This window comes from Aggregatibacter segnis, from assembly GCF_003130075.1.
In the GTDB taxonomy this organism is placed as follows: domain Bacteria; phylum Pseudomonadota; class Gammaproteobacteria; order Enterobacterales; family Pasteurellaceae; genus Aggregatibacter; species Aggregatibacter segnis_A.
This window is the reverse complement of the sequence record NZ_NRCW01000003.1, coordinates 150,044-175,662: the sequence shown is the minus strand read 5'-3', so window position 1 is coordinate 175,662 and position 25,619 is coordinate 150,044. Positions and strand designations below refer to the sequence as shown.

The 25,619-nt window shown below is 42.6% G+C and carries 24 protein-coding genes; 9 read left to right on the top strand and 15 right to left on the bottom strand.

Annotated elements, in window-relative coordinates:
* Positions 1-69: 69 nt before the first annotated feature.
* The 12 genes from lpxA to DK415_RS04690 all read right to left on the bottom strand — a co-directional run bounded on the left by lpxA (position 70) and on the right by DK415_RS04690 (position 12,964).
* Positions 70-858 (bottom strand): acyl-ACP--UDP-N-acetylglucosamine O-acyltransferase, encoded by a 789-nt coding sequence (gene lpxA, locus DK415_RS04745; RefSeq protein ID WP_006716881.1) that lies wholly within the window; start codon positions 856-858, stop codon positions 70-72.
* A gap of 19 nt (positions 859-877) precedes the next feature.
* Positions 878-1,288: a 3-hydroxyacyl-ACP dehydratase FabZ gene (fabZ, locus tag DK415_RS04740; RefSeq protein WP_050540575.1), complete on the bottom strand. Its 411-nt coding sequence runs from the start codon at positions 1,286-1,288 to the stop codon at positions 878-880.
* A gap of 131 nt (positions 1,289-1,419) precedes the next feature.
* On the bottom strand, positions 1,420-2,451 hold the full coding sequence (lpxD, locus tag DK415_RS04735) for a UDP-3-O-(3-hydroxymyristoyl)glucosamine N-acyltransferase (RefSeq protein WP_162540468.1): 1,032 nt from the start codon (positions 2,449-2,451) through the stop codon (positions 1,420-1,422).
* The gene (locus DK415_RS04730) at positions 2,451-3,029 is read right to left on the bottom strand and encodes an OmpH/Skp family outer membrane protein (RefSeq protein WP_109432673.1); all 579 of its coding nucleotides are present in this window, start codon (positions 3,027-3,029) and stop codon (positions 2,451-2,453) included. Before DK415_RS04730 ends, lpxD begins: the two co-directional genes overlap by 1 nt.
* A 99-nt stretch (positions 3,030-3,128) precedes the next feature.
* Positions 3,129-5,531 carry an outer membrane protein assembly factor BamA gene (gene bamA / locus DK415_RS04725; protein ID WP_109432672.1) on the bottom strand — a complete coding sequence of 801 codons (2,403 nt, stop codon included), beginning with the start codon at positions 5,529-5,531 and terminating at the stop codon, positions 3,129-3,131.
* Positions 5,532-5,557: 26 nt separating this feature from the next.
* Positions 5,558-6,892 (bottom strand): sigma E protease regulator RseP, encoded by a 1,335-nt coding sequence (gene rseP / locus DK415_RS04720; RefSeq protein ID WP_109432671.1) that lies wholly within the window; start codon positions 6,890-6,892, stop codon positions 5,558-5,560.
* A 10-nt stretch (positions 6,893-6,902) separates the two neighbouring features.
* Positions 6,903-7,772, bottom strand: coding sequence for a phosphatidate cytidylyltransferase (locus DK415_RS04715; RefSeq protein ID WP_109432670.1), 870 nt, complete (start codon positions 7,770-7,772; stop codon positions 6,903-6,905).
* Between the two features lie 14 nt (positions 7,773-7,786).
* Positions 7,787-8,506, bottom strand: coding sequence for a polyprenyl diphosphate synthase (uppS, locus tag DK415_RS04710; RefSeq protein WP_109432669.1), 720 nt, complete (start codon positions 8,504-8,506; stop codon positions 7,787-7,789).
* Between the two features lie 22 nt (positions 8,507-8,528).
* Complete coding sequence (gene ispC / locus DK415_RS04705) at positions 8,529-9,734, bottom strand: 1-deoxy-D-xylulose-5-phosphate reductoisomerase (RefSeq protein WP_109432668.1); 1,206 nt, start codon at positions 9,732-9,734, stop codon at positions 8,529-8,531.
* Positions 9,735-9,844: 110 nt separating this feature from the next.
* Positions 9,845-10,402 (bottom strand): ribosome recycling factor, encoded by a 558-nt coding sequence (frr, locus tag DK415_RS04700; protein WP_048749974.1) that lies wholly within the window; start codon positions 10,400-10,402, stop codon positions 9,845-9,847.
* A 38-nt stretch (positions 10,403-10,440) separates the two neighbouring features.
* A complete protein-coding gene (gene pyrH / locus DK415_RS04695) occupies positions 10,441-11,163 on the bottom strand; it encodes a UMP kinase (protein WP_109432667.1) in 723 nt (240 codons plus the stop codon).
* Positions 11,164-11,305: 142 nt separating this feature from the next.
* Positions 11,306-12,964 (bottom strand): putative transporter, encoded by a 1,659-nt coding sequence (locus tag DK415_RS04690; RefSeq protein ID WP_109432666.1) that lies wholly within the window; start codon positions 12,962-12,964, stop codon positions 11,306-11,308.
* Positions 12,965-13,120: 156 nt separating this feature from the next.
* Here DK415_RS04690 and DK415_RS04685 point away from each other — a divergent pair, with 156 nt between their 5' ends.
* From DK415_RS04685 to leuD, 6 genes are all read left to right on the top strand, one after another.
* On the top strand, positions 13,121-14,905 hold the full coding sequence (locus DK415_RS04685; protein ID WP_109432775.1) for an ABC transporter ATP-binding protein/permease: 1,785 nt from the start codon (positions 13,121-13,123) through the stop codon (positions 14,903-14,905).
* Between the two features lie 518 nt (positions 14,906-15,423).
* On the top strand, positions 15,424-16,971 hold the full coding sequence (gene leuA / locus DK415_RS04680) for a 2-isopropylmalate synthase (protein WP_109432665.1): 1,548 nt from the start codon (positions 15,424-15,426) through the stop codon (positions 16,969-16,971).
* A 104-nt stretch (positions 16,972-17,075) separates the two neighbouring features.
* Complete coding sequence (gene leuB, locus DK415_RS04675; RefSeq protein WP_109432664.1) at positions 17,076-18,152, top strand: 3-isopropylmalate dehydrogenase; 1,077 nt, start codon at positions 17,076-17,078, stop codon at positions 18,150-18,152.
* Positions 18,153-18,192: 40 nt separating this feature from the next.
* Positions 18,193-18,579: a VOC family protein gene (locus tag DK415_RS04670; protein WP_109432663.1), complete on the top strand. Its 387-nt coding sequence runs from the start codon at positions 18,193-18,195 to the stop codon at positions 18,577-18,579.
* A 20-nt stretch (positions 18,580-18,599) separates the two neighbouring features.
* The gene (gene leuC / locus DK415_RS04665; RefSeq protein ID WP_109432662.1) at positions 18,600-20,009 is read left to right on the top strand and encodes a 3-isopropylmalate dehydratase large subunit; all 1,410 of its coding nucleotides are present in this window, start codon (positions 18,600-18,602) and stop codon (positions 20,007-20,009) included.
* Positions 20,010-20,034: 25 nt separating this feature from the next.
* On the top strand, positions 20,035-20,637 hold the full coding sequence (leuD, locus tag DK415_RS04660) for a 3-isopropylmalate dehydratase small subunit (protein WP_109432661.1): 603 nt from the start codon (positions 20,035-20,037) through the stop codon (positions 20,635-20,637).
* A gap of 64 nt (positions 20,638-20,701) precedes the next feature.
* Here the strand turns inward: leuD and DK415_RS04655 are convergent, their stop codons facing one another.
* Positions 20,702-21,136: a helix-turn-helix domain-containing protein gene (locus tag DK415_RS04655; RefSeq protein WP_109432660.1), complete on the bottom strand. Its 435-nt coding sequence runs from the start codon at positions 21,134-21,136 to the stop codon at positions 20,702-20,704.
* Between the two features lie 128 nt (positions 21,137-21,264).
* On the opposite strand from DK415_RS04655, the gene DK415_RS04650 reads away from it, so the two are divergent.
* On the top strand, positions 21,265-22,023 hold the full coding sequence (locus DK415_RS04650; RefSeq protein ID WP_109432659.1) for a YaaW family protein: 759 nt from the start codon (positions 21,265-21,267) through the stop codon (positions 22,021-22,023).
* 64 nt (positions 22,024-22,087) lie between these two features.
* Here the strand turns inward: DK415_RS04650 and DK415_RS04645 are convergent, their stop codons facing one another.
* Together DK415_RS04645 and mtr are read right to left on the bottom strand one after the other, a co-directional pair.
* Positions 22,088-22,840, bottom strand: a complete 753-nt coding sequence (locus DK415_RS04645; protein WP_109432658.1) for a class I SAM-dependent methyltransferase — start codon at positions 22,838-22,840, stop codon at positions 22,088-22,090.
* A 1-nt stretch (position 22,841) separates the two neighbouring features.
* Complete coding sequence (gene mtr / locus DK415_RS04640) at positions 22,842-24,086, bottom strand: tryptophan permease (RefSeq protein ID WP_109432657.1); 1,245 nt, start codon at positions 24,084-24,086, stop codon at positions 22,842-22,844.
* Between the two features lie 154 nt (positions 24,087-24,240).
* On the opposite strand from mtr, the gene ppa reads away from it, so the two are divergent.
* Together ppa and DK415_RS04630 are read left to right on the top strand one after the other, a co-directional pair.
* On the top strand, positions 24,241-24,768 hold the full coding sequence (gene ppa, locus DK415_RS04635) for an inorganic diphosphatase (RefSeq protein WP_006716839.1): 528 nt from the start codon (positions 24,241-24,243) through the stop codon (positions 24,766-24,768).
* Positions 24,769-24,845: 77 nt separating this feature from the next.
* The gene (locus DK415_RS04630) at positions 24,846-25,619 is read left to right on the top strand and encodes a M48 family metallopeptidase (protein WP_109432656.1); all 774 of its coding nucleotides are present in this window, start codon (positions 24,846-24,848) and stop codon (positions 25,617-25,619) included.

Genomic DNA, 25,619 nt, shown 5'->3' with positions numbered 1-25,619 from the left:
CTGAAAAAAACGACCGCTCTTTTAGTCATAGAAAAGAGCGGTCGGCAATAGATGAATCTATTAAAAGGATTAACGGATAATGCCGCGGGTGGAACGCTTAAAGAAATCCAAGAAGAAACTGATCGCTGACTCTGTGGCAGCAATTTGTTCAATTTCCGGCATCACTTCATCTAGCGTTTTACCGCTACGATAAATCATTTTGTAAACGTTACGAATCGCATGCATTGTCGGTTTATCGAAGCCACGACGTTTTAACCCTTCAATGTTTACCCCGAACGGTTGAGCATGGTTGCCTTGCGCCATGACATATGGAGGCACGTCTTGGCTGACCATGGAGCCGCCACCCAACATCACATGAGCACCTACGACAACGAATTGGTGAATCGCAGACATTCCGCCGACAATCACAAAATCGTCCAATTCCACGTGTCCGGCAAGGGTGGCGTTATTGGCTAAAATACAGCGGTTTTTAATCACGCAGTCATGTGCGATATGGACGTTAATCATGAATAAGTTGTCATCACCGATTTTAGTCACACCACCACCTTGTACAGTACCACGGTGAATAGTCACACTTTCACGAATGCGGTTACGGTTACCGATCACAACGCGTGTCGGCTCGCCCTGATATTTAAGATCTTGGTTCACCTCACCAATGCTGGCAAATTGATAAATTTCATTATCTTCACCGATTCGTGTATGACCATTAATCACAACATGGGAATGGACGACGGTGCCTTTGCCGATCTCAACATCTTTGCCGATGATGGTAAACGGGCCGATAACCACGTTTTCACCAATTTTTGCACCTTCTTCAACAATGGCCTGCGGATGAACTTTGGCTGTTGGGTGAATCATATTTATCCCCTTGTCTGAATTATGCTACGCGACGAGCACACATTAGTTTCGCTTCACAGGCTACTTCGCCGTCAACGGTTGCTGTAGCGGTAAAGGCAGTAATACCACGGCGTTCTTTAATCACTTCAACGTGTAATACCATTTGATCGCCAGGAACAATCGGACGCTTAAAGCGAGCTTCATCAACACCAGCGAAATAGAAAATCTCACCACCGGCTAACTCATGGGTTTTGAAAGCTAAAATGCCCATGGCCTGCGCCATGGCTTCAAGAATTAACACGCCCGGTAAAATGGGATTTCCCGGGAAATGACCGGTAAAACAAGGCTCATTCACACTGATATTTTTAATCGCAGTCAACCATTTGCCTTCTTCAAAATTGATCACGCGATCCACTAATAAAAATGGATAACGATGTGGCAATAATTGCATAATTTCGTGAGATTCGATAATTCTTGAGGTTTGTTCAGTCACGGGATTACCTTTCAATATTTAAATAAGAGACAAAAAATACGCGTTAAATTATACGTTATTTAACGCATCAACACAAAATGAACGAAACATCACTCATCTGATTTAAGCTTTTTCTCAAGGGCCTTAATGCGTTTATTTAAACCATCAATGCCAAGCGTCAATGCCGCTGTTTTGCGCCATTCTTTATTAGTTTGGAGCGGAATACCGGAAGAATACACACCCGGTTCGGTAATCGGACGCATGACCATCCCCATACCGGTGACTGTCACTTGATCACAGATTTCCATATGCCCGTTAATCACGCTAGCACCGCCAATTAAACAATAACGTCCCACGGTTAAACTGCCTGCCATAATCACCCCGCCGGCGACCGCAGTACCCGTGCCGATATGCACGTTATGGGCAATCTGACAAAGGTTGTCGATAATCACGTTATCTTCAATCACGGTTGCATCTAATGCGCCACGGTCAATACAGGTACAAGCACCAATTTCCACGTGATTGCCTATAATCACTTGTCCTACTTGCGGGATTTTAATCCATTTACCGCGCTCATTGGCATAACCAAAACCATCGCTACCGATGACTGCACTGGATTGAATTAAGCAATGCTGGCCAATTTCGACCTCATGATATACGGATACATTCGCCCAAAGTTGGGTATGCGCGCCAATTTTAGTATTTTTACCAATAAAGCAATTTGCGCCAATCACCACGTTGTCACCAAGCACAACGCCGGATTCAATGACACTGTTTGCACCGATAGAGACATTTTCACCTAACAAAACGTCGTCAGAAATGACCGCACTTTTTGCAATTCCACTTGCCGCTTTTGGTGTGGTATCCATATATTGTGCTAATTTTGCATAGGCAACATAAGGATCTTTCACGATAAGCAAATGACTTTCCGGTGAACAAAATTCCACATCTGCTTCGGATACCACCAAAATACCCGCCTTTGAGTGTGCCAGTTTTTCACGGAATTTGGCATTAGAAATAAATGTTAGCTGATGTTTTTCTGCTCTATCTAAGGGAGCGATATTACTCACAACAACATCGGCGTTACCACGAATGGTAGCGCCGATTTGTTGTGCTAATTCCAAGAGGGAATAGGTTTTCATTATTTAGCCTGTGTAGGAATTGCTTTTAATACATCTTCAGTGATGTTTTTACCGTCAACAGCAAAAACAACGGAACGATCATCAAGCACTAAAGTGTAATTTTTTTGTTTCGCTACATTATTAGTGGCGGTTTGAATGCTCGCAATCATTTTTGTTGTTTCTTCATTTTCACGTTTTGCATAACTTTCTTGGAAAGCTTTTGCATTTTGGTCATGCTCAGTAATTAATTTATTAATAGCGTCTTGCTCATCATTAGCAAATTTATTAATTTCATCTTCGCGTTTTTTGATGTCTGCAGAACGTAATTTAGGCGCCTCTTTCTGTAAAGCAGTCACTTTTGCTTCCACTTTCTTTTGAACATCTGCAATTTTTGCATCAATCTGTTTTTTGTTTTCTGCTAATTTATCTGCGGTTGGTTTGAATTCTGCCTCTAATTTTTCAGCCACAACTTTACGATCCGGATGATTCTGGAAAAGGTAATCTGCGCTTACAAAAGCGATATTTTCTTCTGCCATTGCTAAAGAAGAAGTGAATGCTAAAGCTAAAGAAAGTGCGGTTAATTTTACAGTTTTTTTCATTTTTTTATTTTTCCTTTTAGTAAGTTAAACATTAAATCCTTCTGTGCCAATATCTTGACACAGATATCTCGTCACATTAATTCAATTGGACTATTCTGTTTAGAATGATCCGCCAATACTGAACTGGAATTGTTCAATATCATCATTTTCATATTTTTTGATTGGTTTAGCATAAGAGAACACTAATGGACCAATCGGAGACTGCCATTGGAAACCAACACCGGCAGAAGCACGAATACGAGAAGGGTCACCATAATCAGGTAAATTCAAATGGGCAAATTTAGATTTTTCACTCTTCCAGTGGGGATCCCACACACTTGCTGCATCAACAAAGAAAGAAGTACGTACGGAATTTTGATTCTTCTCTGCGACAAACGGAGTCGGCACAATCAATTCGAAACTGGCTGTCGCCATGGCATTTCCCCCAACAATATCGCCAGTTACATAATTATAACAAGCTACATTTGTGGTTACGCCAGAACAAGTCGCTGGCGCATTTCGGGCAATATAAATCGCTTGTGGACCAATAGCGCCATAAGAAAAGCCGCGTAAACTGCCAATACCACCTGCAGTATAAGTTTGATAGAACGGTAAGCGTTTACCACCAAAGCCATCTGCATAAGATGCCCCTAAACGTCCAGACAATACCCATGTCTGATCACGGTTAAGCGGGTAGAACCCTTGAACATCGGCATTGAATCGATAGTATTTATTATCAGAGCCAGGAATTGTAACCTTACCACCGATAGACGCTTTAACCCCTTTAGTTGGTAAGAAACCACGGTTCAAACTGTTATAATTCCAACCGAATGAAACATCATAATCGTGAGATTTGAACACCCAGTCATCAAAGTTCATAGAGGCTAAATACAAAGCACGATTATATTCAGGTGTAATATTTTTTAATTTGTTATAGGCGTAACCAACACCAAGATAGTAGGCATTGTTTTCGTTGACCGGGAATCCTAAGGTTAGGTTACCACCATAAGTCGTACGCGCATAAGCTGCTGATGTTGAATTTTTTGAGTTATCAAAGCTTTCAAAGAAAACATTTCCGCCCAAACTGACACCATCTTTAGTGAAGTATGGTTCTGTATAACCTAAATTAACGCTTGTACCATAATCATTACGGGAACCGGCTAAACTTAGAGAAGACCCCATACCCAAGAAGTTATCTTGTTTAATGCTGGCTTGGTAACTTAAACCGCTTTCCGTACCATAACCGATACCAAAATTAATACTACCGGTATTACGTTCTTTTACCTTATAAATAACGTCAACTTGGTCATTGGTTCCTTCAACGGCTTCAGTGCGGCTTTCAACGGTCTCAAAAAAGCCTGTACGATCCAACCGCACTTTACCTAATTCAACTAAATCGGTAGATAACCAACTCCCCTCTTGCTGACGCATTTCTTGGCGCAAGGTGCTATCCGCACTCACGGTATTACCTTCAAAACGAATTTGACGGACAGAATAACGTTTACCGGCATCAACAACAAAACTCAAGCCAACCGTTTTATTCTCATCATTAAAATCAGGCTGTACGTTCACTTGTGCACTACCATAACCACGTTCGCCAAGTGTTGCTTTAATACTTTCTTCAACTAACTGTACATCACTACGACGAAACGCTTCGCCAACATGAATTTGTTTAAGTAACGGCGCCAATTGTTCCGCCATGCCGCCTACATCACCCACAATACGCGCGCTATTAACAGTATATTTTTCACCTTCAACAATATCAATTGTTACTCGAGCTTCCGTCTTTTCATCGTTTAGTTTCACGTCGGTATTGGCGATTCCGGCTTTAGCATAACCACGGTCAAGGTAATAATTTCTAATTGTTTCAAGATCTTTAGTGAATTGGGTAGAATCAAATTTGTTACCAAAGAACTTCCACCATGCATCAGGCTGAAGTTCCATTTGATCTTGTAATCGATCACTATCAAAGGCTTGATTACCGACAAAAGTGACATCTTTCAGCAAAGCAACATCATTTTCAGTCACTTGAATCTTAACTTCCGCACGGTTATTGGGTAATGGGTTAACAATCGTTTCGACTTTTGCATTATAACGACCAACACTATGATAGTGTTCTTCTAATCCTTTACGAAACTCTTCTAATTTTTCACGATTCAACACATCGCCTTTACGAAAACCATTGGTATCCAAGTTTTGTTTTAACGCATCGTTTGGAACAGACTTATTTCCTTCAAACACCACATCAGAAATAATCGCTTTCGGCATAACCGAAATAACCAACGTATTTCCTTGCTGTGATGCTCTCACATCATCATACTGCCCCGTTAGGAACAAATTACGGACGATATTAGAAATATTAGCATCATTAATTTTTTGACCGATTTTTACCGGTAACGAGGCAATAATCTGACTTTCACTACCAGCCTGAACACCATCAACACGAATATCTTGAACTACAAAAGGTCCCGCAAGAGCGGCGGTAGAACCAAACAACAAACTTACAAGTAAAAGTTTTTTCATCGTAATTTCTATCCTGTATAAAAATACTAATTTAAACGTAAAAAATCATTAATCAGCCCAAATCCCATTAACATTAATAATAAGATTGCACCGATTCGATAACTGATATTCTGAACATGTTCGGAAACCGGCTTTCCTTTAAGCGCTTCTAATCCTAAAAAGACTAGATGTCCCCCATCAAGCACAGGCAATGGGAAGAGATTCATGATCCCTAAATTTACACTAATAAGCGCGAGAAAACTGAGGTAATAAACTAATCCTAACTCAGATGATGCGCCTGCGCCTTGCGCAATAGAAATCGGACCACTTAAATTATTCAAAGACAACTCGCCAACCAATAATTTCCCGATCACTTTTATGGTTAACCAAGAGAGTTGAAACGTCTTTTCAGCCCCTTTCTGTAAGGATTCAAACATATCATACTTTAATTCAGTACGATATTCATCTGGCACCGGCGAAAAAGTCGGTGAAATACCAACAACTAAACGCTTTTTGTCATTGAGTTCCGGCGTAATAGTCTTCATTAACCACGCGCCATTACGCTCGACCTTCACAGATAATGGATTACCTAGTTCCACTTGCTCAATAAAATCCTGCCAGCGTATCGACTGACCATCAGCCCAATACAATTTATCACCGACCAGTAATCCTGCTTTTTGTGCAGGAGAATTCTCGACGACTTTAGACAAAGTCATATCGACTTTAGTTCTAACCGGTAATATACCGAGAGAACCGAAAGCTGTTTCTTTTTCAGGATTAAAATGCCAGTGAGATAAATCTAAGATTCTATGCTGTTCAATATTAGAACCAAATTCGACTAAGGTTAACTCTACTCTACTTTCACCAATTTTAGTTGCCAACAGCATATTGATGGTCTCCCAATCGGGAGTCGTAACACCATCAATTTCAGTAATTTGCGTTTTTGGCTGAACCTGTGCCATCGCAGCAATAGAATGTGGTTTCACATCATCAATAACAGGTTTAACACTTGGAATACCGATGGTATAAATCAAAAAATAAGCAAAAATCGCAAACAAGAAATTGGCTAACGGACCGGCGGCAATAATAAAAGCACGTTGGGCGACCGTTTTATTATCAAAGGCTTGAGATGCCAACTCTGAAGGAATCTCTTCGTTTCTTCCATCCAGCATTTTGACATAGCCCCCAAGAGGAATGGCCGACACGGCAAATTCTGTCCCTTGTTTATCGGTACGCGACCAAATGACTTTACCAAAACCAATAGAAAAACGATGTACTTTCACACCGCACTTTCGTGCCGCCCAGAAATGACCATACTCATGTACCGTTACTAAAACGACAATCGCAATCAGAAATGAAACGGTTGACCACAAAAATGACATATCGCCAATCCTATAGTACAAAGAAATAGAAGTAGGCAAAGAATGGAACGGCAGCCGTTAAGCTGTCAATGCGATCCAAAATACCGCCATGCCCTGGAATTAAATGACTGCTATCTTTAATACCGCTTTGGCGTTTAAACATACTTTCCGTTAAATCGCCTAAAATAGAGATGGCAACCGTTGTCACAGACAAACCAATAAAGGCTCCGGATGAGACATTCGCGATCAAACTTTGTTGCGCCACATTCACAAAAATGGCTGCAACAATACCTGCCATGACCAAACCGCCAATCGCACCCTGCCAAGATTTCCCCGGAGAAACTTTCGGTGCCAATTTGTGTTTACCAAATTTACGACCGACAAAATAAGCGCCGGAATCCGCTACCCAAACCAAAATAAACACATACAACAACAGCATAATGCCGTGGTAAGGTTCTGTCACATAATGATCTAAACGTAACAATAATACGCCGATTAAAAATGGGATAAGGGTAAAGAAACAAAAAAAGAATTGTAAGACCGAATGTTTGCCCCAAATGACACTACTTTTCGGGTAAGTCACCACAAAAAATAACGCCACCAGCCACCAAACAACCGCGCCCAATAAAATCGGCTGAGCATACAGTTCAAATACACGTCCGGCATCTAAATAATTGCCTTCCCCATAGATCCAGAGGAATAAAAAGGCAGCACTTAAGCCAGTGATTGCATAGCGCCAAAAAGTGGGTTGTTTGAAATTAAAGAACTGTGTCCATTCCCAAACGCCCAACACGACGACAACGCCCAAGGCGAAAGCAAAATAATAAGGTGAAAATAAAAATAACGCGGTAAAGACAAGGGCAATTAACACAATTGCCGAAATAACTCGTTGTTTAAGCACAATATATTCCTCAATTATTCGGTCCCGCCAAAACGGCGATGACGTTGTTGATAAGATAAAATCGCCTGATGAAACTCGGCTTCATTAAAATCCGGCCACAGTACATCAGAAAAATATAATTCCGCATAGGCTGTTTGCCACAATAAGAAATTGCTAATGCGTTGTTCACCACTGGTACGAATCAATAAATCCACTTCAGGCTCGTCTTTCGTCACCAAATGTTGCTGCAATAAAGCTTCATTAATGTCTGCGACGTTGAGCTGTTGCGCTTGAACCTGTTCCGCCAACTGCTGTGCAGCCTGAACGATATCCCAGCGCCCGCCATAATTTGCGGCAATATTTAACGTAAGTGCGGTGTTATTTTCCGTTAATTTTTCCGCTTTTTTGATTTTTTCCTGCAAGCCTGCACTAAAGCGGGAAATGTCGCCTAAAATTTTCAAACGAATATCATTTTTATGCAGTTTTTTCACTTCGAAATCAAGTGCTTGCATAAATAAACTCATCAATGCGCTCACTTCCTGCTCGGGGCGGTTCCAGTTTTCGCTGCTAAACGCATATAAGGTTAAATATTTCACCCCGATTTTACGAGCATAAGACACGGCTTCACGTACTGCCGCCACGCCGTTTTTATGTCCAAAAACGCGCATTTTCCCTTGTTGCTTCGCCCAACGCCCGTTGCCGTCCATGATAATCGCAACGTGTTGCGGAATATTACTCTGATCTAATTCAGTCATTATCCCTTCTCAATACAAAATATCAGTGTGACCAATGTGTCAATTGTTGTCGCGCATAGTCACGCGCAGCACGATCCACCTCCAACACATCATCAATCTGTTTGATTTGTTGCGACGGCATTTGTTCCACGACAGCCTGATTCAGTTTGGCAATATCCGTAAATTTAATTTGGCGATCTAAAAAGGCTTGTACGGCCACTTCATTTGCCGCATTCATGGCGGTGGTCGCATACTGTCCTGCCGCAAAAGCCTCTATCGCTAGTTTCAAACAAGGATAACGTTGGTAATCTGGTGCTAAAAAAGTCAACCCATTTAATTGGTAAAAATCTAACGGAGCTACACCGGAAAAAGTGCGGTGCGGATACGCCATGGTTTCCGCAATCGGTGTGCGCATATCAGGATTCCCCATTTGCGCAATAACGCTACCATCAATGTAGCGTACCATGGAGTGAATAATGGATTGCGGGTGAATAATCACTTCCATTTCATCGGCTGTCGCATTAAACAACCAACGGGCTTCAATATATTCCAGCCCCTTGTTCATCATTGTTGCGGAATCCACAGAGATTTTCTTACCCATCGACCAATTCGGATGTGCTACCGCCTGTTCCGGCGTAATACCGTCAAATTCACTTAAATCCGTATAACGGAAAGGCCCACCCGAACCAGTCAACACAATTTTACTGATACCTAAATCAGCCAACAGACAAAATCCAATTTGTTGTTGGGCCTGCGGAGGCAGAGATTGGAAAATCGCATTATGTTCGCTATCTACCGGCAATAACTGCGCGCCATAGCGTTTCACCGCATCAATAAAAATCTGGCCGCAAGTGACCAACGCTTCCTTATTTGCCAACAAAACTTTCTTGCCTGCTTTCACTGCCGACAACGTTGGCAACAATCCGGCTGCACCAACAATCGCTGCCATGACCATATCTGCATCAGGATGTGTGCTTAATTCGCAAATCGCTTGTTGACCGGCTAACACTTGGGTTGAAAGTTGATACGCAGCCACTTTCTCACGCAAATGTTTTGCTGCGCTTTCATCTGCCAAAGCAACAAAGTGCGGTCGAAATTTCACGCATTTTTCAAACATCGCATCCACATTTGAGCCCCCGACTAAAGCAAACGCTTCATATTTTTCCGGATTGTGTTCAATCACCGAAAGGGTGCTATTACCGATGGAACCTGTCGCGCCAAGAATCACGACCTTTTGTTTTTTTTGCATAAAATTTCGACCGCACTTTGTCAATTTTTCGGACGGTATGAAAGCCTCACACGCCCATATAAGAAAAGACGCAGTAAGGCACTGCGTCTGATGTTAACCTGTTTTTATGATTAGAAATCGAGTAATTCTTTTTCTTTTTCCGCTAACACTTCATCAACTTTTTTGATGAATTTATCGGTAATTTGTTGAATTTCCGTTTCAGCTTTGTGCTGATCGTTTTCACTGATTTCTTTATCTTTTAACAAGGCTTTGATTTTATCATTAGCATCACGGCGAACGTTACGAATCGCTACTTTACCTTGCTCACCTTCTGATTTCACAATTTTAATCAAATCACGGCGACGTTCTTCTGTTAATGGTGGAAGTGGCACGCGAATCGTTGTACCGGCAGAAGATGGATTCAAGCCTAAGTCAGAGGTTAAAATGGCTTTTTCTACCGCTTGAATCAATGAACGATCAAACACAGTTACCGCTAAAGTACGGGCATCTTCTGCCACCACGTTGGCTAATTGACGTAATGGTGTCGCAGAGCCGTAATAATCCACTTGAATGGCATCCAACAAACTTGGTTGCGCACGGCCGGTACGAATTTTTGCAATATGGCCTTTTAACGCTTCAAGACTTTTTTCCATGCGGTCTTGCGCATCTTTTTTAATTTCGTTAATCACGATAATTCCTTCTCTATTAAATAAATCAAACCATTAAACTAGTTTTTTGCACAAATAAGTGTGCCTTCTTGCTCGCCGGTAATCACGCGACGTAGCGCCCCCGGTTTACCCATATTGAATACGCGAATCGGCATACCGTGATCGCGAGCTAGAGTAAAGGCTGCTAAGTCCATTACTTGTAATTCTTTATCAATCACTTCGGCATAAGTAAGGTGCGGATAAAGCATGGCATTTGCATTTTTTGCCGGATCGCAATCATACACGCCGTCTACTTTGGTTGCTTTTAATACGACATCCGCTTCAATTTCGATACCACGTAAGCATGCGGCGGAATCTGTGGTAAAAAACGGACTGCCTGTACCGCCGGAGAAAATGACAACGCGTTTTTCACGCAACATTTTGATCGCTTCAGACCAGTTGTAAGTATCGCAAATGCCGTTTAATTGAAATGCTGACATTAATTTTGCATTCACATCCGCACGGAAAAGCGAATCACGCATTGCCAAACCGTTCATGACCGTGGCCAACATTCCCATATGGTCGCCGACCACACGGTTCATTCCTGCTTTGGCCAATTTAGCACCGCGGAATAAGTTGCCACCACCTAAGACGACACCCACTTCCACACCCATTTCAACCAGTTCCTTGATTTCTAATGCAACTCTATCAAGAATAGACGCATCAATGCCGAAACCTTCATCGCCTTGTAAGGCTTCTCCGCTTAGTTTTAACAAAATTCTTTTATAAATCGGTTGGCTCATCTTATTTCCCTTTTGTCTTCACAAAAAATTGGCTCATTTTAATAGATCTTATCTACCCTGTGAAGTCAACGCGTCCTTAAATAAGGAAAAAAATGACCGCACTTTTAGATGAAGTGCGGTCATTTTTAAACGCGTTTTCTGGTTATGTAAAACTCCAGAGTAACAACGCCAGCAATTGTGGAGAAACAATACGTAAGAACATCGCCAACGGATATACTGTCGCATAAGATAACGAAGCGGCACCGCTGCCTTCTTTAATCGAATTAGCAAATGCCAATGCCGGTGGATCGGTCATTGAACCGGCAAGCACACCACAAAGGGAAAGGTAATTCAATTTGCTGTATAAACGTGCGATAACTGCGGTAATGAGTAAAGGCACTAACGTAATAACGATACCGAAGCCCATCCATTCCAAACCGCCTCCGTTTAATAAGGTATCCATAAAACTACCGCCGGATTTCAGCCCAACGACAGCCAAGAATAAGACAATCCCTAACTCGCGTAACGCCAAGTTAGCACTTGGTGGCATAAACCAATACAGCTTACCGATCGTACCGATACGCGCCAAAATCAACGCAATCACTAACGGACCACCTGCTAAACCTAATTTTAAGGCAACGGGAAAACTTGGAATATAAAAAGGAATGGAGCCGAATACCACACCTAAACCAATCCCGATAAAGACCGGCAACATTTGCACTTGTTGCAATTTTTGCTCAGCATTACCAATCACAGAAATGGCGTTATTCATCATATCTGTGCGACCCACCATGTGCAATACGTCACCGAATTGTAAGGTTGTATTTGCTGTCGGAACCAATTCCACACCGGCACGGTTTAAGCGGGAAATCACTACACCGTATTTTTGATGGATACCAAGTGATTTGATTTTTTTACCTAAGACTTTTTCACTCGTCACCACAACCCGTTCTGAACGAATCTCTCCGCCCTTGGTTGAAATCGGCACATCCAGCTCATCTCCGATGATTAAGCACATTTTCTTCAATGCACTGCCATCGCCCACCAAATGCAAGACGTCATCCAAATGAATTTCAGAATTGGCTTTCGGCACGCAAATATTGTTACCGCTCTTCAAGCGGGAACACACAATATCTCCTTCACCAAACCCCGGAATATCAATAAGGCGTAAACCATCCAAGTTTTTATTGGTGACTTTTACGTCCATGGTGGTTAACGTTTCTTTATCTTGTCCGCTTTCATGTTGGAAATGTTGTTCTTCTTCATCTACCTTAATTTTAAAGAACAAACGCACCAACCACATGGAAAGTAAAATACCGCAGATCCCAAACGGATAGGCCATGGCATATGCCATCCCCATTGTTGACGTAGCACTTTTTAAGCCAAGCTCAGCTAAAATTTGTTGCCCCGCCCCCAACGATGGCGTATTGGTTACCGCACCGGAATAAATCCCCAGAATAATGTCTAACGGCACATCGGCAAGCTTGTGAATGAGAATCACCGAAATGCCGCCAAGCAACACAATCAAAAAGGCAAAACCGTTAAGTTTTAACCCCGAACGGCGCAAGGAAGAGAAGAACCCCGGCCCCACTTGAATCCCGATCGTATACACAAACAGAATCAAGCCAAACTCTTGCACGAAATGTAATGTATGCGTATCTAATGCCAATCCGTATTGATTGGTAAAATGCGCCACAATGATCCCACCAAAGAGCACCCCGCCTACACCAAAACCGACACCTTTGATCTTCCAATGACCGATCCATAAACCAATCACGGCGACCAGGGCGAGTAGGCTAATCGTAATAGCAATATCGCTCATATTTACCTCAAATAAAATTAACTGTGGCAAATTATAACAACTTCATTTTTTTTAGGGAAAACAAACACAAAAAATGAAACCTCTATCACATTTTTTCTTGCCTAATAGGGAAATCTTTTTAAAATGAACCGCACTTTTTTATTAGCGGATTACATAATGGACTACTCTCAGGAAGCGATTACCTCCCTACTTTGGATTGCCAAAACCTTAGCAATCACAACCGTTGTTTTTAGCCTCAGCGTCTTTTTGTTGGTGCGTTTCACTCACTGGGGAAAGCAATTTTGGATGTTTGCAGGCGGTTACCTTTCACCGAAACGCAGTATTAAGCCGCTGTTATTTTTCGTGCTGATTGTGGCCTTAACCTTGTTTAGCGTTCGTCTAGGACTGGTACATTCCACTTGGTATAACAATATGTACACCTCGCTACAAGAGTTCAATCAGCCGGTCTTTTGGGAACAAATGATCCTGTTTTGTTTTATCGCCGGATTTTCCGTACTTTCTGCCTTAATTAGCTATTACATCAGCCAGCGCTTTTCCATTAATTGGATTGAATGGTTAAACCAAGAAATGTTGGAAAAATGGATGAGCCACCGCGCCTACTATAAAAGCCAATATACCGCCCAACATTTGGACAACCCCGATCAACGGATTCAACAAGACGTGCAATCCTATGTCAAAACAACGATTTCCTTGAGTACCGGCGTCATTGATGCGGTCACCTCCATGATTTCTTACACGATTTTATTGTGGGGATTAGCTGGGCCAATGAGTTTATTCGGCGTCGAAATCCCGCACATGATGGTCTTTTTAGTGTTCGCTTATGTGATCTTCACCACACTTATCGCCTTTTGGCTCGGTAAGCCGTTAATTCGCCTCAATTTTGCCAACGAAAAATTAAACGCAAATTACCGTTATTCTTTAATCCGTGTAAAAGAATATGCGGAAAGCATCGCCTTCTATGCCGGTGAAAAAGTTGAAAAAAGCCAGCTTTATAAACAATTCCGCGCTGTTATTGACAATATGTGGGATATCGTCTTCCGAGCCTTAAAATTCTCCGGTTTTAACTTAGTGGTCAGCCAAATTTCCGTGGTGTTCCCTTTACTCATTCAAGTGGGACGCTATTTTGAAAAACAAATTAAACTGGGCGATCTGATGCAAACTTTGCAAGTCTTTGGCAAATTGCATTCCAATCTTTCTTTCTTCCGCAACACCTACGATAGCTTTGCCGAATACAAAGCCACTTTGGACCGTTTAACCGGTTTCCATTACAGCGTGGAAGCCGCACAGAAAGAAAACAAAACCCAGATTACCGCTCACCCAACCGATGTTATTTTCCAACATCTGAATGTGAAATCGCCACTTGGCAAAACGCTGATTAACGATCTCAATCTGACGCTACCGCAAGGGGACTCTTTGCTAATCCAAGGTCAATCCGGAGTGGGGAAAACCACGTTGTTACGTACCGTGGCAGGGTTATGGTCGTTTGCGCACGGCGAAATCTTCTGCCCGCAACAAAACAGCCTTTTCCTTTCACAACGCCCTTATTTACCCCAAGGGGATTTACTCACAGCGCTGTATTATCCCAACACTACGGAGCAGGCTGATTTGACGAAAGTAAATGACGTATTACAGCAAGTACAACTTGCCCATTTACAAGAACGGTTGGAACAAGAACAAGACTGGAGCCGCATTTTGTCTCTTGGCGAACAGCAACGTCTCGCCTTCGCACGGCTTTTGCTCCATAAACCGCAAGTGGCCTTTTTAGATGAAGCCACCGCCAGCCTGGATGAAGGACTTGAAGATGCCATGTATCGGTTAATTCGTCGGGAATTGCCGAATACCACCATTATCAGCGTCGGGCATCGTTCAACCTTAGTGTCGTTACATGAAAAGCGTTTAGAATTGAAGACGGATGGGCATTGGGAATTAAATACTCATTAAGCTTATTGCGCATGAAAGTGCGGTGGATTTTCATAACGTTTTTTTAAATGTTTAAGAAAATTTACCGTACTTTTCTTTTCTGTCCTGTAAAAAAAGTAGAACTATTTATCAAATAAATTTTTCCTAGAATAAAAATTCACAGCAAAAAATAAATAAAGAACATCAATCTAACAAATGCAAAAATATCAGATAATAAATCCAAATTCATTTCTAAAATAACGCAAAAATCAACATAAAACACTAAGCAAACATTTGACAGAAGAATTTAAATCCGTAATATGTGTCGCACTTTTACAGATTTTATGCATTAGGATTTTTCATGTTTATCACTGTTTCTTTTTCCCTCAACCTGCTGCTCTCACATTCTTTGTGCGGATAGGTTGTGGATGAAAAACAGTTAAATGTAAAACCCTCAAGATTTAAACCCGCACTCTAGTTTGCGGGTTTTTTCGTTTTTGCACTTACAAAACATCTGAAAAAACGACCGCACTTTGAGTGATTGAAAAAAGGAAAATGTTATGACAGATCGCGTTATTATTTTTGATACGACCTTGCGTGATGGGGAACAAGCGTTAAAAGCAAGCCTTACCGTAAAAGAAAAATTACAAATTGCTCTTGCTTTAGAGCGTTTAGGCGTGGATGTCATGGAAGTGGGCTTTCCGGTTTCCTCGCAAGGGGATTTTGAATCCGTAAAAACTATCGCACGCCATATCAAAAATAGTCGTGTCGCGGCACTTTCCCGTGCGGTAGATAAAGACATCGACGCAGCCTACGAAGCCTTAAAAGTAGCGGAAGCTTTCCGTATTCACACTTTCATTGCTAGCTCTGCATTACACGTTGAAACCAAATTAAAACGCACCTTTGACGATGTGGTTGAAATGGCGGTGGCAGCAGTGAAACGCGCGCGTAACTACACTGACGATGTGGAATTTTCTTGCGAAGATGCAGGACGCACCGGTATTGACAATATCTGCCGCATTGTGGAAGCGGCAATCAACGCCGGCGCCACTACCGTTAATATTCCAGACACTGTGGGCTACTGCTTGCCAACGGAGTACGGCAACATCATCGCCCAAGTGCGCAATCGCGTACCAAACATCGACAAAGCCATTATTTCCGTGCACTGCCACAACGACTTAGGCATGGCGACCGCCAACTCTTTAACCGCCGTACAAAACGGCGCGCGCCAAATTGAATGTACCATCAACGGCATCGGCGAACGTGCTGGCAACACTGCATTGGAAGAAGTGGTCATGGCGATTAAAACCCGCCAGGCACTCTTCGGTGTAGACACACGAATTAATACACAAGAAATTCATCGTGTCAGCCAAATGGTGAGCCAACTTTGCAATATGCCAATTCAACCGAATAAAGCTATTGTGGGTTCCAATGCTTTTGCACACTCTTCCGGTATTCACCAAGACGGTATGTTGAAAAACAAAAACACCTACGAAATCATGTCTCCGGAAACCATCGGTTTGAAGAAAGAGAAATTGAACTTAACCGCGCGTTCCGGCCGTGCGGCGGTGAAAGGCCACATGACCGACATGGGCTACACCGAACAAGATTACGATTTGGATAAATTGTACGATTCCTTCTTAAAATTGGCAGACAAAAAAGGCCAAGTGTTCGATTATGACTTGGAGGCCTTGGCGTTCATTGACATGCAACAAGGCGATGAAGATCGTTTAGTGTTAGATAAACTTTCCGCTCACTCCACCAAAGAATACCCGGCGACAGCCTTTGTTCAGTTACAATTAGACGGTGAGAAATTAAGTACTTCGTCAATCGGCGGTAACGGCCCGGTCGATGCGGTTTATAACGCCATCTTAAATTTAACCGGTTTAGAGATCAAAATGTCTCACTATAACTTAACCGCCAAAGGCGAAGGCGCTGAAGCCTTAGGTCAGGTGGATATTGTGGTAGAACACGAAGGCCGTAAATTCCATGGTGTAGGTTTAGCGACGGATATCGTTGAATCTTCCGCCCTTGCTTTAGTCCACGCGATCAATGCGATTTATCGGGCGCATAAGGTAGCAAATATTAAGAATCATAAACATCATTAATCCCTTCGTAGGGACAGGCTTTATGCCTGTCCAATATTAACGAGTAATCGGACAGGCATAAAGCCTGTCCCTACAACTAAATAACAGATAAAGGATAATTCAATATGCAATCATACAACATTGCCATTCTACCGGGAGACGGCATCGGCCCAGAAGTCATGGCTGAAGCCATTAAAGTATTAAACAAAGTCCAAGAAAAATTTGGTTTTAAACTTAACTTCAACGAGTTTTATGTGGGTGGTGCCGCAATTGATAATTGCGGTTGCCCATTACCGGCAGAAACCTTAAAAGGTTGTGATGAGGCTGATGCGATTTTGTTTGGTTCTGTAGGTGGCCCTAAATGGACAAATTTACCACCGGATCAACAACCGGAACGCGGTGCATTGTTGCCATTACGTAAACATTTCAAATTATTCTGCAATCTTCGTCCTGCAACCCTTTATAAAGGACTAGAAAAATTCTGCCCATTACGTGCAGATATTGCAGCGAAAGGGTTTGATATGGTGGTCGTACGCGAATTAACGGGCGGGATTTATTTTGGTCAGCCTAAAGGCCGTGAAGGCGAAGGTGCACAAACTAAAGCATTCGATACCGAAGTTTATTACAAGTATGAAATCGAACGCATTGCACGTGCGGCTTTTGATGCGGCAATGAAACGTCGTAAACATGTGACTTCTGTGGATAAAGCTAACGTATTACAAGCTTCAATCTTATGGCGTGAAACTGTGACTGAAGTGGCGAAAGATTACCCTGAAGTCACCTTAGATCACATTTATATCGACAACGCGACCATGCAGTTAATCAAAGCGCCGGAGTCTTTCGATGTGCTCCTCTGCTCTAATATTTTCGGCGATATTATCTCTGATGAAGCAGCGATGATCACAGGGTCTATGGGGATGTTGCCATCTGTCAGCTTAAATGAAGAAGGTTTCGGCTTATATGAACCGGCGGGCGGTTCCGCACCGGACATTGCAGGCAAAGGCATTGCCAATCCGATCGCACAGATCCTTTCTGCGGCAATGATGTTGCGCTACAGCTTTAACCTAAACGACGCGGCGGACGCCGTTGAAAACGCGGTGAAAAAAGTGCTGGCGGACGGACACCGCACGGCGGATTTGGCGGATAACGGCAAACCGGTTTCCACCGCCGAAATGGGCAGCCTGATTGCGAATGCGATCTAAAAGTGCGGTCGGTTTTTAATACATTTTATGGAGTCATACAATGAAACTCGAACATCTTGCTATGTATGTCAATGATTTGGAAAAAACCAAAACCTTTTTTGAAACCTATTTCGAGGCAAAATCCAACGAGATGTACCATAATCCCAACACCGGGTTACGCAGCTATTTTCTGTCTTTCGGCGAAAGCGGTGCGAGATTGGAAATTATGAATAAACCCAATCAATATGCGCGCGATAAAGCCGATCTCGGCGAAGGCTATATTCATATTGCGTTCAGCGTGGGCGGAAAAGACAAAGTGGACAGCCTCACCGCCCGCTTAAAGCAAGACGGCTATGAAGTGACAAGCGGTCCGCGCACCACCGGCGACGGTTATTACGAAAGCTGCATTGTGGGAATCGAAGGCAATTTAATTGAAATTACCGAATAATTTACACTAACGGATTTATTATGAAAAAAACCCTCTACCAAAAATTATTTGACGCACACGTCGTCTATGAAGCGGAAGGCGAGACGCCGATTCTGTATATTAACCGCCACTTAATCCACGAAGTGACCAGCCCGCAAGCCTTTGACGGCTTACGCGTGGCGGGACGCCAAGTGCGTCAAGTAAGTAAAACTTTCGGCACCATGGATCACAGTATTTCTACCCAAGTACGCGATGTGAACAAACTTGAAGGCCAAGCAAAAATTCAAGTATTGGAGCTTGCAAAAAACACGAAAGCGACCGGTATTCAATTGTTCGATATGACCACGAAAGAACAAGGTATCGTGCATGTGATGGGACCGGAACAAGGCTTAACTTTGCCAGGTATGACGATCGTCTGCGGTGACTCTCATACCGCTACCCACGGCGCCTTTGGTGCTTTGGCATTTGGTATCGGCACCTCCGAAGTAGAACACGTTTTAGCGACACAAACCTTAAAACAAGCCCGTGCAAAAAGCATGAAAATTGAAGTGCGCGGCAAAGTGGCGCCTGGCATTACCGCTAAAGACATTATTCTTGCCATTATCGGTAAAACAACCATGGCGGGCGGCACAGGCCATGTAGTGGAGTTCTGTGGTGAAGCTATTCGAGACCTTTCTATGGAAGGCAGAATGACAGTATGCAACATGGCAATTGAAATGGGCGCCAAAGCCGGTTTAATCGCACCGGATGAAACCACTTTCGACTATTTAAAAGGCCGTCCACACGCGCCGAAAGGTAAGGATTGGGATGATGCAGTCGCTTATTGGAAAACCTTAAAATCTGATGATGATGCGCAATTTGACTCTGTCATCACATTAGAAGCCAAAGACATCGCACCGCAAGTCACTTGGGGCACCAATCCGGGACAAGTGATCGGTATCGATCAATTAGTGCCAAATCCAACGGAAATGACCGATCCGGTCACTCGCGCCTCTGCTGAAAAAGCCTTGACTTATATTGGCTTAGAAGCTAACACTGATTTAAAAGAAATCCCTGTGGATCAAGTGTTTATCGGCTCTTGTACTAATGCCCGTATCGAAGATTTACGCGCAGCTGCGGCTGTGATGAAAGGCCGTAAAAAAGCCGATAACGTAAAACGGATTTTAGTGGTGCCGGGTTCCGGTTTAGTCAAAGAACAAGCGGAAAAAGAAGGCTTGGATAAAATCTTTATTGAAGCGGGTGCAGAATGGCGCAATCCGGGTTGCTCAATGTGTTTAGGGATGAACGACGACCGTTTAGGTGAATGGGAACGTTGTGCTTCCACTTCGAACCGTAACTTTGAAGGTCGCCAAGGCCGTAATGGTCGCACTCACTTAGTAAGCCCTGCGATGGCGGCAGCTGCCGGTATGTTCGGTAAATTCGTTGATATTCGTGATGTGACATTAAATTAAGGCCCAAAGAAGAGGAAAAAGAAAAATGGCAGGATTCAAACAACTTTCAGGCTTAGTAGTGCCATTGGATGCCGCGAATGTGGACACAGATGCGATTATTCCAAAACAATTTTTACAAGCCATTACCCGCGTAGGTTTCGGCAAACACTTATTCCACGAATGGCGTTATTTGGATGTGGATGGCACCAAACCAAATCCGGATTTCGTGCTGAACTATCCACAATATCAAGGAGCGACTATTTTATTAGCGCGTAAAAACCTCGGTTGTGGTTCTTCTCGTGAACATGCGCCTTGGGCATTGGCAGACTATGGTTTCAAAGTGATGATCGCACCCAGTTTTGCGGATATTTTCTATAACAATAGTTTGAACAACCACATGTTACCGATTCGTTTAAGCGAAGAAGAAGTGGAAGAAATCTTTCAATGGGTGTGGGCAAATGAAGGCAAACAAATCCATGTGGACTTGGAAGCCATGACCGTGACCGTAGGCGACAAAGTTTATACCTTTGAACTGGACGAATTCCGCCGTCATTGTTTGTTAAACGGTTTGGATAATATCGGTTTAACCCTTCAACACGAAGACAAAATTGCAGAATACGAAAGTAAAATTCCGGCATTCTTGCGTTAACTTTTTCTTACTCGGAAAGCAGATATTTTCTGCGCTAAAAGGCGGATAAATTGTCCGCCTTCTTTTATGCTACATTTTCCAATGAAGAAATTAATTTTTGTAGTGTCTCAACCTGTTGTCTCAATAAATTAATCTCTCTATCTCGGCTTTCTACAATTTCGTTCTTGTGTGCAAGAATTTGGCGCAAATTTGCAACCTCAGCCTCTAACGCAGGATTTCCCAAAGCTAAACTAAAATTGCTGGAATTACTAAAGTTATCATTTGAATTATTAAAAACAACAACTCCATCATCACCAAATGGAATAAGATCAGCGATACTAACTTCCAAGACTTTAGAGATTTGCTGTAAGCGTTCAATATTGATTTGAGATTGTCCACGTTCAATTTTTGCATATCCAGTTATAGATAAACCTAATTTTTCAGCCATATCTGCTTGGGTAAAATGTTTATCTTCCCTAATATCTCTAATGTTTTGTCTTAATTTATCACTAGCTCTCATAAAATGCTCTTTTAGTGTAGTTAATAGTGTGAAATTGGGTAATCAAATATAACTGAGAGTTGATTGTAGCAGGGTATCTTCGAAATTAAAATACGACCTAATTTTAACACCTGATGGAGACCCAAATTATGGCATATCGTCATGACCCTGATTTAGAGTTTTTAAGCTCTTTGTCATCTGAGGAATTACACGACCTTGTTTATCTTTTAACTCATGATAAAGATGGGGAGCGTCGTTTAACTGAGTCTTTAACTCAAGAAGACAACTATAAAAAACATTATCCAGATCATAAACAATATTGGAAAGAAATTGCTGCGGAAATTCAATGTTTTGGCGGTAATACATTCGCCAACATGTTCAGAGGTGGCGGTGTTCCATACAAAGAAGTACTATGTGATGTCTGCGACAAAATGAAGGTAAATTACAATAAGGATTCATCTACAAAGAAAATAGAACAAAACTTGTTAATGAAAATCTTAGAAGATGCTTTAGAAAAAATGTCAGCAGAAGAAATTGCAAAACTTGGTAAAGAATTAGGATTAGAAAATACATCAAAGCTAACTTCTCAGGGTTTAACTGCAATATTTTTAGCGGTATTTAGAGCCGGAGGATTTAAATCTTATCAACTCACATTAATTATTGTAAATGCTATAGTAAAAGTATTAATTGGGCGCGGGCTAACACTAGGAGGAAATGTTTTAGTTACGAGAACTGCGACAATTTTAACAGGTCCAATCGGATGGGTTATCACAGGGCTATGGACGGCGGTTGATATTGCTGGTCCTGCTTATAGAGTGACGATTCCTGCTGTTATACAAATAGCTTATCTGCGCACGCTCTCAGAAAATAGAGATGCGATTAGTGCTGCAAACAATATCAAACTATAAAAGATAAGGCGGACAAATTGTCCGCCTTCTTTTTCTCAAAAACACGTCAAAAACCGACCGCACTTTATGTATTTTTTCTCGCCTTAACAAACAACAACACCGGGCGATGTTGCAAATCTTTAAATTCATCCTGCCATTGTGGTTGGTCTGCAAGCATTGGCTCCGCCATTTGCTCAATGTGAAAACCGGCGGAAATCAAATTGTTGATGATGGTCGCCGTGGTGCGGTGATAGGTAGTGAAAGATTGCTTAAACCAGTTGCGTTGGCGTTCGCCTTCATCACGATAGAAATTCAGACGATAGGCGAGTTGGCGTTTTTGTGCGTCTTTTTCCCAACGCTCACCGCCTTGATAACAGGTCACAATGGGATGCTCTTGAGAGAAAATCAATTGCCCGTTTGATTTCAGTTTGGCATGAATTTTTGCTAATAATGCAGGAAAATCCTGTACATAATGAAAAGCAAAGGAACTGGTGATGACATCAAAATTCCCCTCATTTAACTGTTCTAAACGTTCCATGGGGGCTTGCTCCAGTAAAAAGTGCGGGCGAAATTCTGCGAGATTTTTTGCTGCCTGCTGCAACATGGCTTGAGATAAATCGATGCCGACAACAAATGCAGCACCCCGTTCTAAATAGAGCTTGAGATGTTCTCCGCAACCACAGCCTAAATCTAAAATACGCTTGCCTGACACGTCGCCGACTAAGCCCAACATGGTGGGCTTTTCGACGATTTCATTTAAGCTGTTCGGGTTACTGCGCAGTTTCTGGTACAGGTCGAAAAAACCGTCCTTGTCATACACGCTTTGCTTGTCTTGCATATTATCCTTTGAAGTCGGCAATCCAACCGAACTGCAATGCCACTTGTGCGAAGATATTCAATAATCCGAATAAAATCACGAAATACACCATGAAGTTGCCGCCGTGTACACGATAGGTGGCATTCGGGAATTTTTTACGGCTGGCTTTTGCCAACAATGCCGGCACGATGGCAGCCCAAATCGTGGCGGCTAAACCCGCGTAACCAATGGCGATAACGAAACCAAACGGGAATTGCAAACTCAGTAATAAGGGCGGTAGGAAAGTGACTAATGTCGTTTTCGTGCGTCCTAAGCGGCTGTCATCAAATTTACACAAGTCAGCGATGTAATCGAATAAGCCTAAGGTGACACCAAGGAAAGAACTGGCGATGGCCATGTAGGCAAAGAAATTCAAAATAATCCCGATGTAATCCGTTTGGATGTATTTGTTCAAGGCTTCTAATAAGACCGCCACGTCACCGCCTTTGGCGATGACCGGTGCAAATTCGGCGCGTGGTAAGTTACCTTGAACGGCAAGCTGCCACAAAATATAAATAATCAACGCCAAACCGGTGCCAAGGAAAATGGATTTCATCACGCGGTTGCCATCACGATCATAGTATTTCACCAAACTCGGTACGTTGCCGTGGAAACCGAAAGACACCAAACACACCGGAAGTGCGGTCAAAATATAAGGTAAATATTGCTGTTCGCCCTGTGCCACGGTGTTAAACAACACATCGGCTTTCACCGAACTCAACAAACCAGAGGTGGAAAGGAAGAAAGAAATGATCATACCGGCAATTAACACCGTACTAAAACGGTCAACCGCTTTGGTAGAGAACCATACAAATGCCGCCAACACAAAACAGAAAATCAAGGAGCCTGCAGTGCGTCCCACTTCCACATTTTCGCCTAATTGATTAAGGAAACTTTCCGTAATACTGCCACCTGAGGTGATGTAAGCATAAGTAAGTATGTAAAGCACAAAGGCGACGGACAAGCCGTTAATCACATTCCAGCCTTTACCCAATAAATCCGTTACGATCGTATCGAAACTGGCGCCGGTCGGATAATGTAAATTGGCTTCCAAAATCATTAAGCCCGACGTGGTCATACAAAACCAAGTGTAAATCAAAATCGCAATTGAACCGAAAAACCAAACACCGGCAGTAGAAGTTGGATTGGCAAGCATACCGGCGCCGATTGCCGTGCCTGCAATAATCATCGCGCCACCGAGTAAGGAAGGGCGTTTTTGTGTTGTCATTGTAAAGTCCTCTCTTTAAAATTTTGGACTATTATAATAGTACAAGAATAAAAGACAACCGGATTTTATTATGTCATTTTCCCTCAACTCGACAAATGAAGCCGATTACCGCTATAATTGCGACGTTTATTTAACTCACAAGAAGGAATAACAAATGGGCTTAGAAAGCGTACCAGCAGGTAAAGAATTACCAGATGACATCTATGTTGTTATTGAAATCCCTGCAAACTCCGATCCAATCAAATACGAAGTAGACAAAGAAACCGGCACATTATTTGTAGACCGTTTCATGGCAACTGCGATGTTCTATCCGGCAAACTACGGTTATGTGAACAACACCTTATCTTCTGACGGCGACCCGGTTGACGTATTAGTGCCAACACCGTATCCGTTACAACCTGGCTCCGTCATTCGTTGCCGTCCGGTGGGCGTGTTGAAAATGACCGATGAAGCCGGTGGCGATGCGAAAGTGGTTGCGGTACCGCACACAAAATTAAGCAAAGAATACGACCACATCAAAGACGTGGGCGATTTACCGGAATTATTAAAAGCACAAATCAAACACTTCTTCGAAAGCTACAAAGCCTTAGAAGCAGGTAAATGGGTGAAAGTAGAAGGATGGGAAGGCGTTGACGCAGCGCGTAAAGAAATCCTTGATTCATTTGAACGTGCGAAAAAATAATAAAAACAATCTCAAAACAGGGCCGCACCTTTAAAAAGTGCGGTCTTTTTTACACACGAATCCACGAGGGAAAATCTATGTTCAAATTTGGTAAAACATTAGCATTCGTCTCCATCATCGGTACTTTAAGTGCTTGTGCCGATTCTGCTTCAATCAACCAACAAGCGGCAATGGGCTATCGTCAAATGATCACTGAAGCAAAAGCGAAAGGACAATTGGATAGCCAATCTAGAACCGCTCAACGAGTGCACAAAATTTTCAACAAAATGGTGCCTTATGCTAATGCTGAAAATCACACCGGTCAGCCGTTTAACTGGCAAATCGAAGTGATTAAATCGAAAGAACTGAATGCTTGGGCAATGCCCGGCGGTAAAATGGCGTTTTATACCGGTTTAGTAGAAAGCTTGAACCTGACTGATGATGAAATCGCGACAGTGATGGGGCATGAAATGGCGCACGCATTGAAAGAACACGGTAAAAAGAAAGCCAATATTGGACAATTTACTGACGTGCTTGCCGGCGTTGCTCACGTTGCGTTATCCACTCAGATCGGTTCTGACGGTAGCGCTATTGTCGTTGGTTTAACCAAAGACTGGGCGTTAGATAAACCTTACTCCCGTAGTGCCGAAACAGAAGCAGATGAAGTCGGTTTATTATTAATGGCAAAATCCGGTTACAACCCACAAGCGGCACCAGGCTTATGGGATAAAATGCAAAAAGCGTCTAAAGGTTCACAAAGTGTGTTGGATAAACTCAGTTCCACCCACCCAAGCGATAAAGATCGCCAAGAAAACTTATTACGCCTCATGCCGGAAGCAATGGCGCTCTATCAGAAAAGCAAACACAGCTAA

Bases quoted from the DNA above. Each gene is read 5' to 3' on its own strand.
- lpxA (WP_006716881.1), bottom strand. From the start codon at position 858: ATGATTCACCCAACAGCCAAAGTTCATCCGCAGGCCATTGTTGAAGAA.
- fabZ (WP_050540575.1), bottom strand. From the start codon at position 1,288: ATGCAATTATTGCCACATCGTTATCCATTTTTATTAGTGGATCGCGTG.
- lpxD (WP_162540468.1), bottom strand. From the start codon at position 2,451: ATGAAAACCTATTCCCTCTTGGAATTAGCACAACAAATCGGCGCTACC.
- DK415_RS04730 (WP_109432673.1), bottom strand. From the start codon at position 3,029: ATGAAAAAAACTGTAAAATTAACCGCACTTTCTTTAGCTTTAGCATTC.
- bamA (WP_109432672.1), bottom strand. From the start codon at position 5,531: ATGAAAAAACTTTTACTTGTAAGTTTGTTGTTTGGTTCTACCGCCGCT.
- rseP (WP_109432671.1), bottom strand. From the start codon at position 6,892: ATGTCATTTTTGTGGTCAACCGTTTCATTTCTGATTGCGATTGTCGTT.
- uppS (WP_109432669.1), bottom strand. From the start codon at position 8,506: ATGACTGAATTAGATCAGAGTAATATTCCGCAACACGTTGCGATTATC.
- ispC (WP_109432668.1), bottom strand. From the start codon at position 9,734: ATGCAAAAAAAACAAAAGGTCGTGATTCTTGGCGCGACAGGTTCCATC.
- pyrH (WP_109432667.1), bottom strand. From the start codon at position 11,163: ATGAGCCAACCGATTTATAAAAGAATTTTGTTAAAACTAAGCGGAGAA.
- DK415_RS04690 (WP_109432666.1), bottom strand. From the start codon at position 12,964: ATGAGCGATATTGCTATTACGATTAGCCTACTCGCCCTGGTCGCCGTG.
- DK415_RS04685 (WP_109432775.1), top strand. From the start codon at position 13,121: ATGGACTACTCTCAGGAAGCGATTACCTCCCTACTTTGGATTGCCAAA.
- leuA (WP_109432665.1), top strand. From the start codon at position 15,424: ATGACAGATCGCGTTATTATTTTTGATACGACCTTGCGTGATGGGGAA.
- leuB (WP_109432664.1), top strand. From the start codon at position 17,076: ATGCAATCATACAACATTGCCATTCTACCGGGAGACGGCATCGGCCCA.
- DK415_RS04670 (WP_109432663.1), top strand. From the start codon at position 18,193: ATGAAACTCGAACATCTTGCTATGTATGTCAATGATTTGGAAAAAACC.
- leuC (WP_109432662.1), top strand. From the start codon at position 18,600: ATGAAAAAAACCCTCTACCAAAAATTATTTGACGCACACGTCGTCTAT.
- leuD (WP_109432661.1), top strand. From the start codon at position 20,035: ATGGCAGGATTCAAACAACTTTCAGGCTTAGTAGTGCCATTGGATGCC.
- DK415_RS04655 (WP_109432660.1), bottom strand. From the start codon at position 21,136: ATGAGAGCTAGTGATAAATTAAGACAAAACATTAGAGATATTAGGGAA.
- DK415_RS04650 (WP_109432659.1), top strand. From the start codon at position 21,265: ATGGCATATCGTCATGACCCTGATTTAGAGTTTTTAAGCTCTTTGTCA.
- DK415_RS04645 (WP_109432658.1), bottom strand. From the start codon at position 22,840: ATGCAAGACAAGCAAAGCGTGTATGACAAGGACGGTTTTTTCGACCTG.
- mtr (WP_109432657.1), bottom strand. From the start codon at position 24,086: ATGACAACACAAAAACGCCCTTCCTTACTCGGTGGCGCGATGATTATT.
- ppa (WP_006716839.1), top strand. From the start codon at position 24,241: ATGGGCTTAGAAAGCGTACCAGCAGGTAAAGAATTACCAGATGACATC.
- DK415_RS04630 (WP_109432656.1), top strand. From the start codon at position 24,846: ATGTTCAAATTTGGTAAAACATTAGCATTCGTCTCCATCATCGGTACT.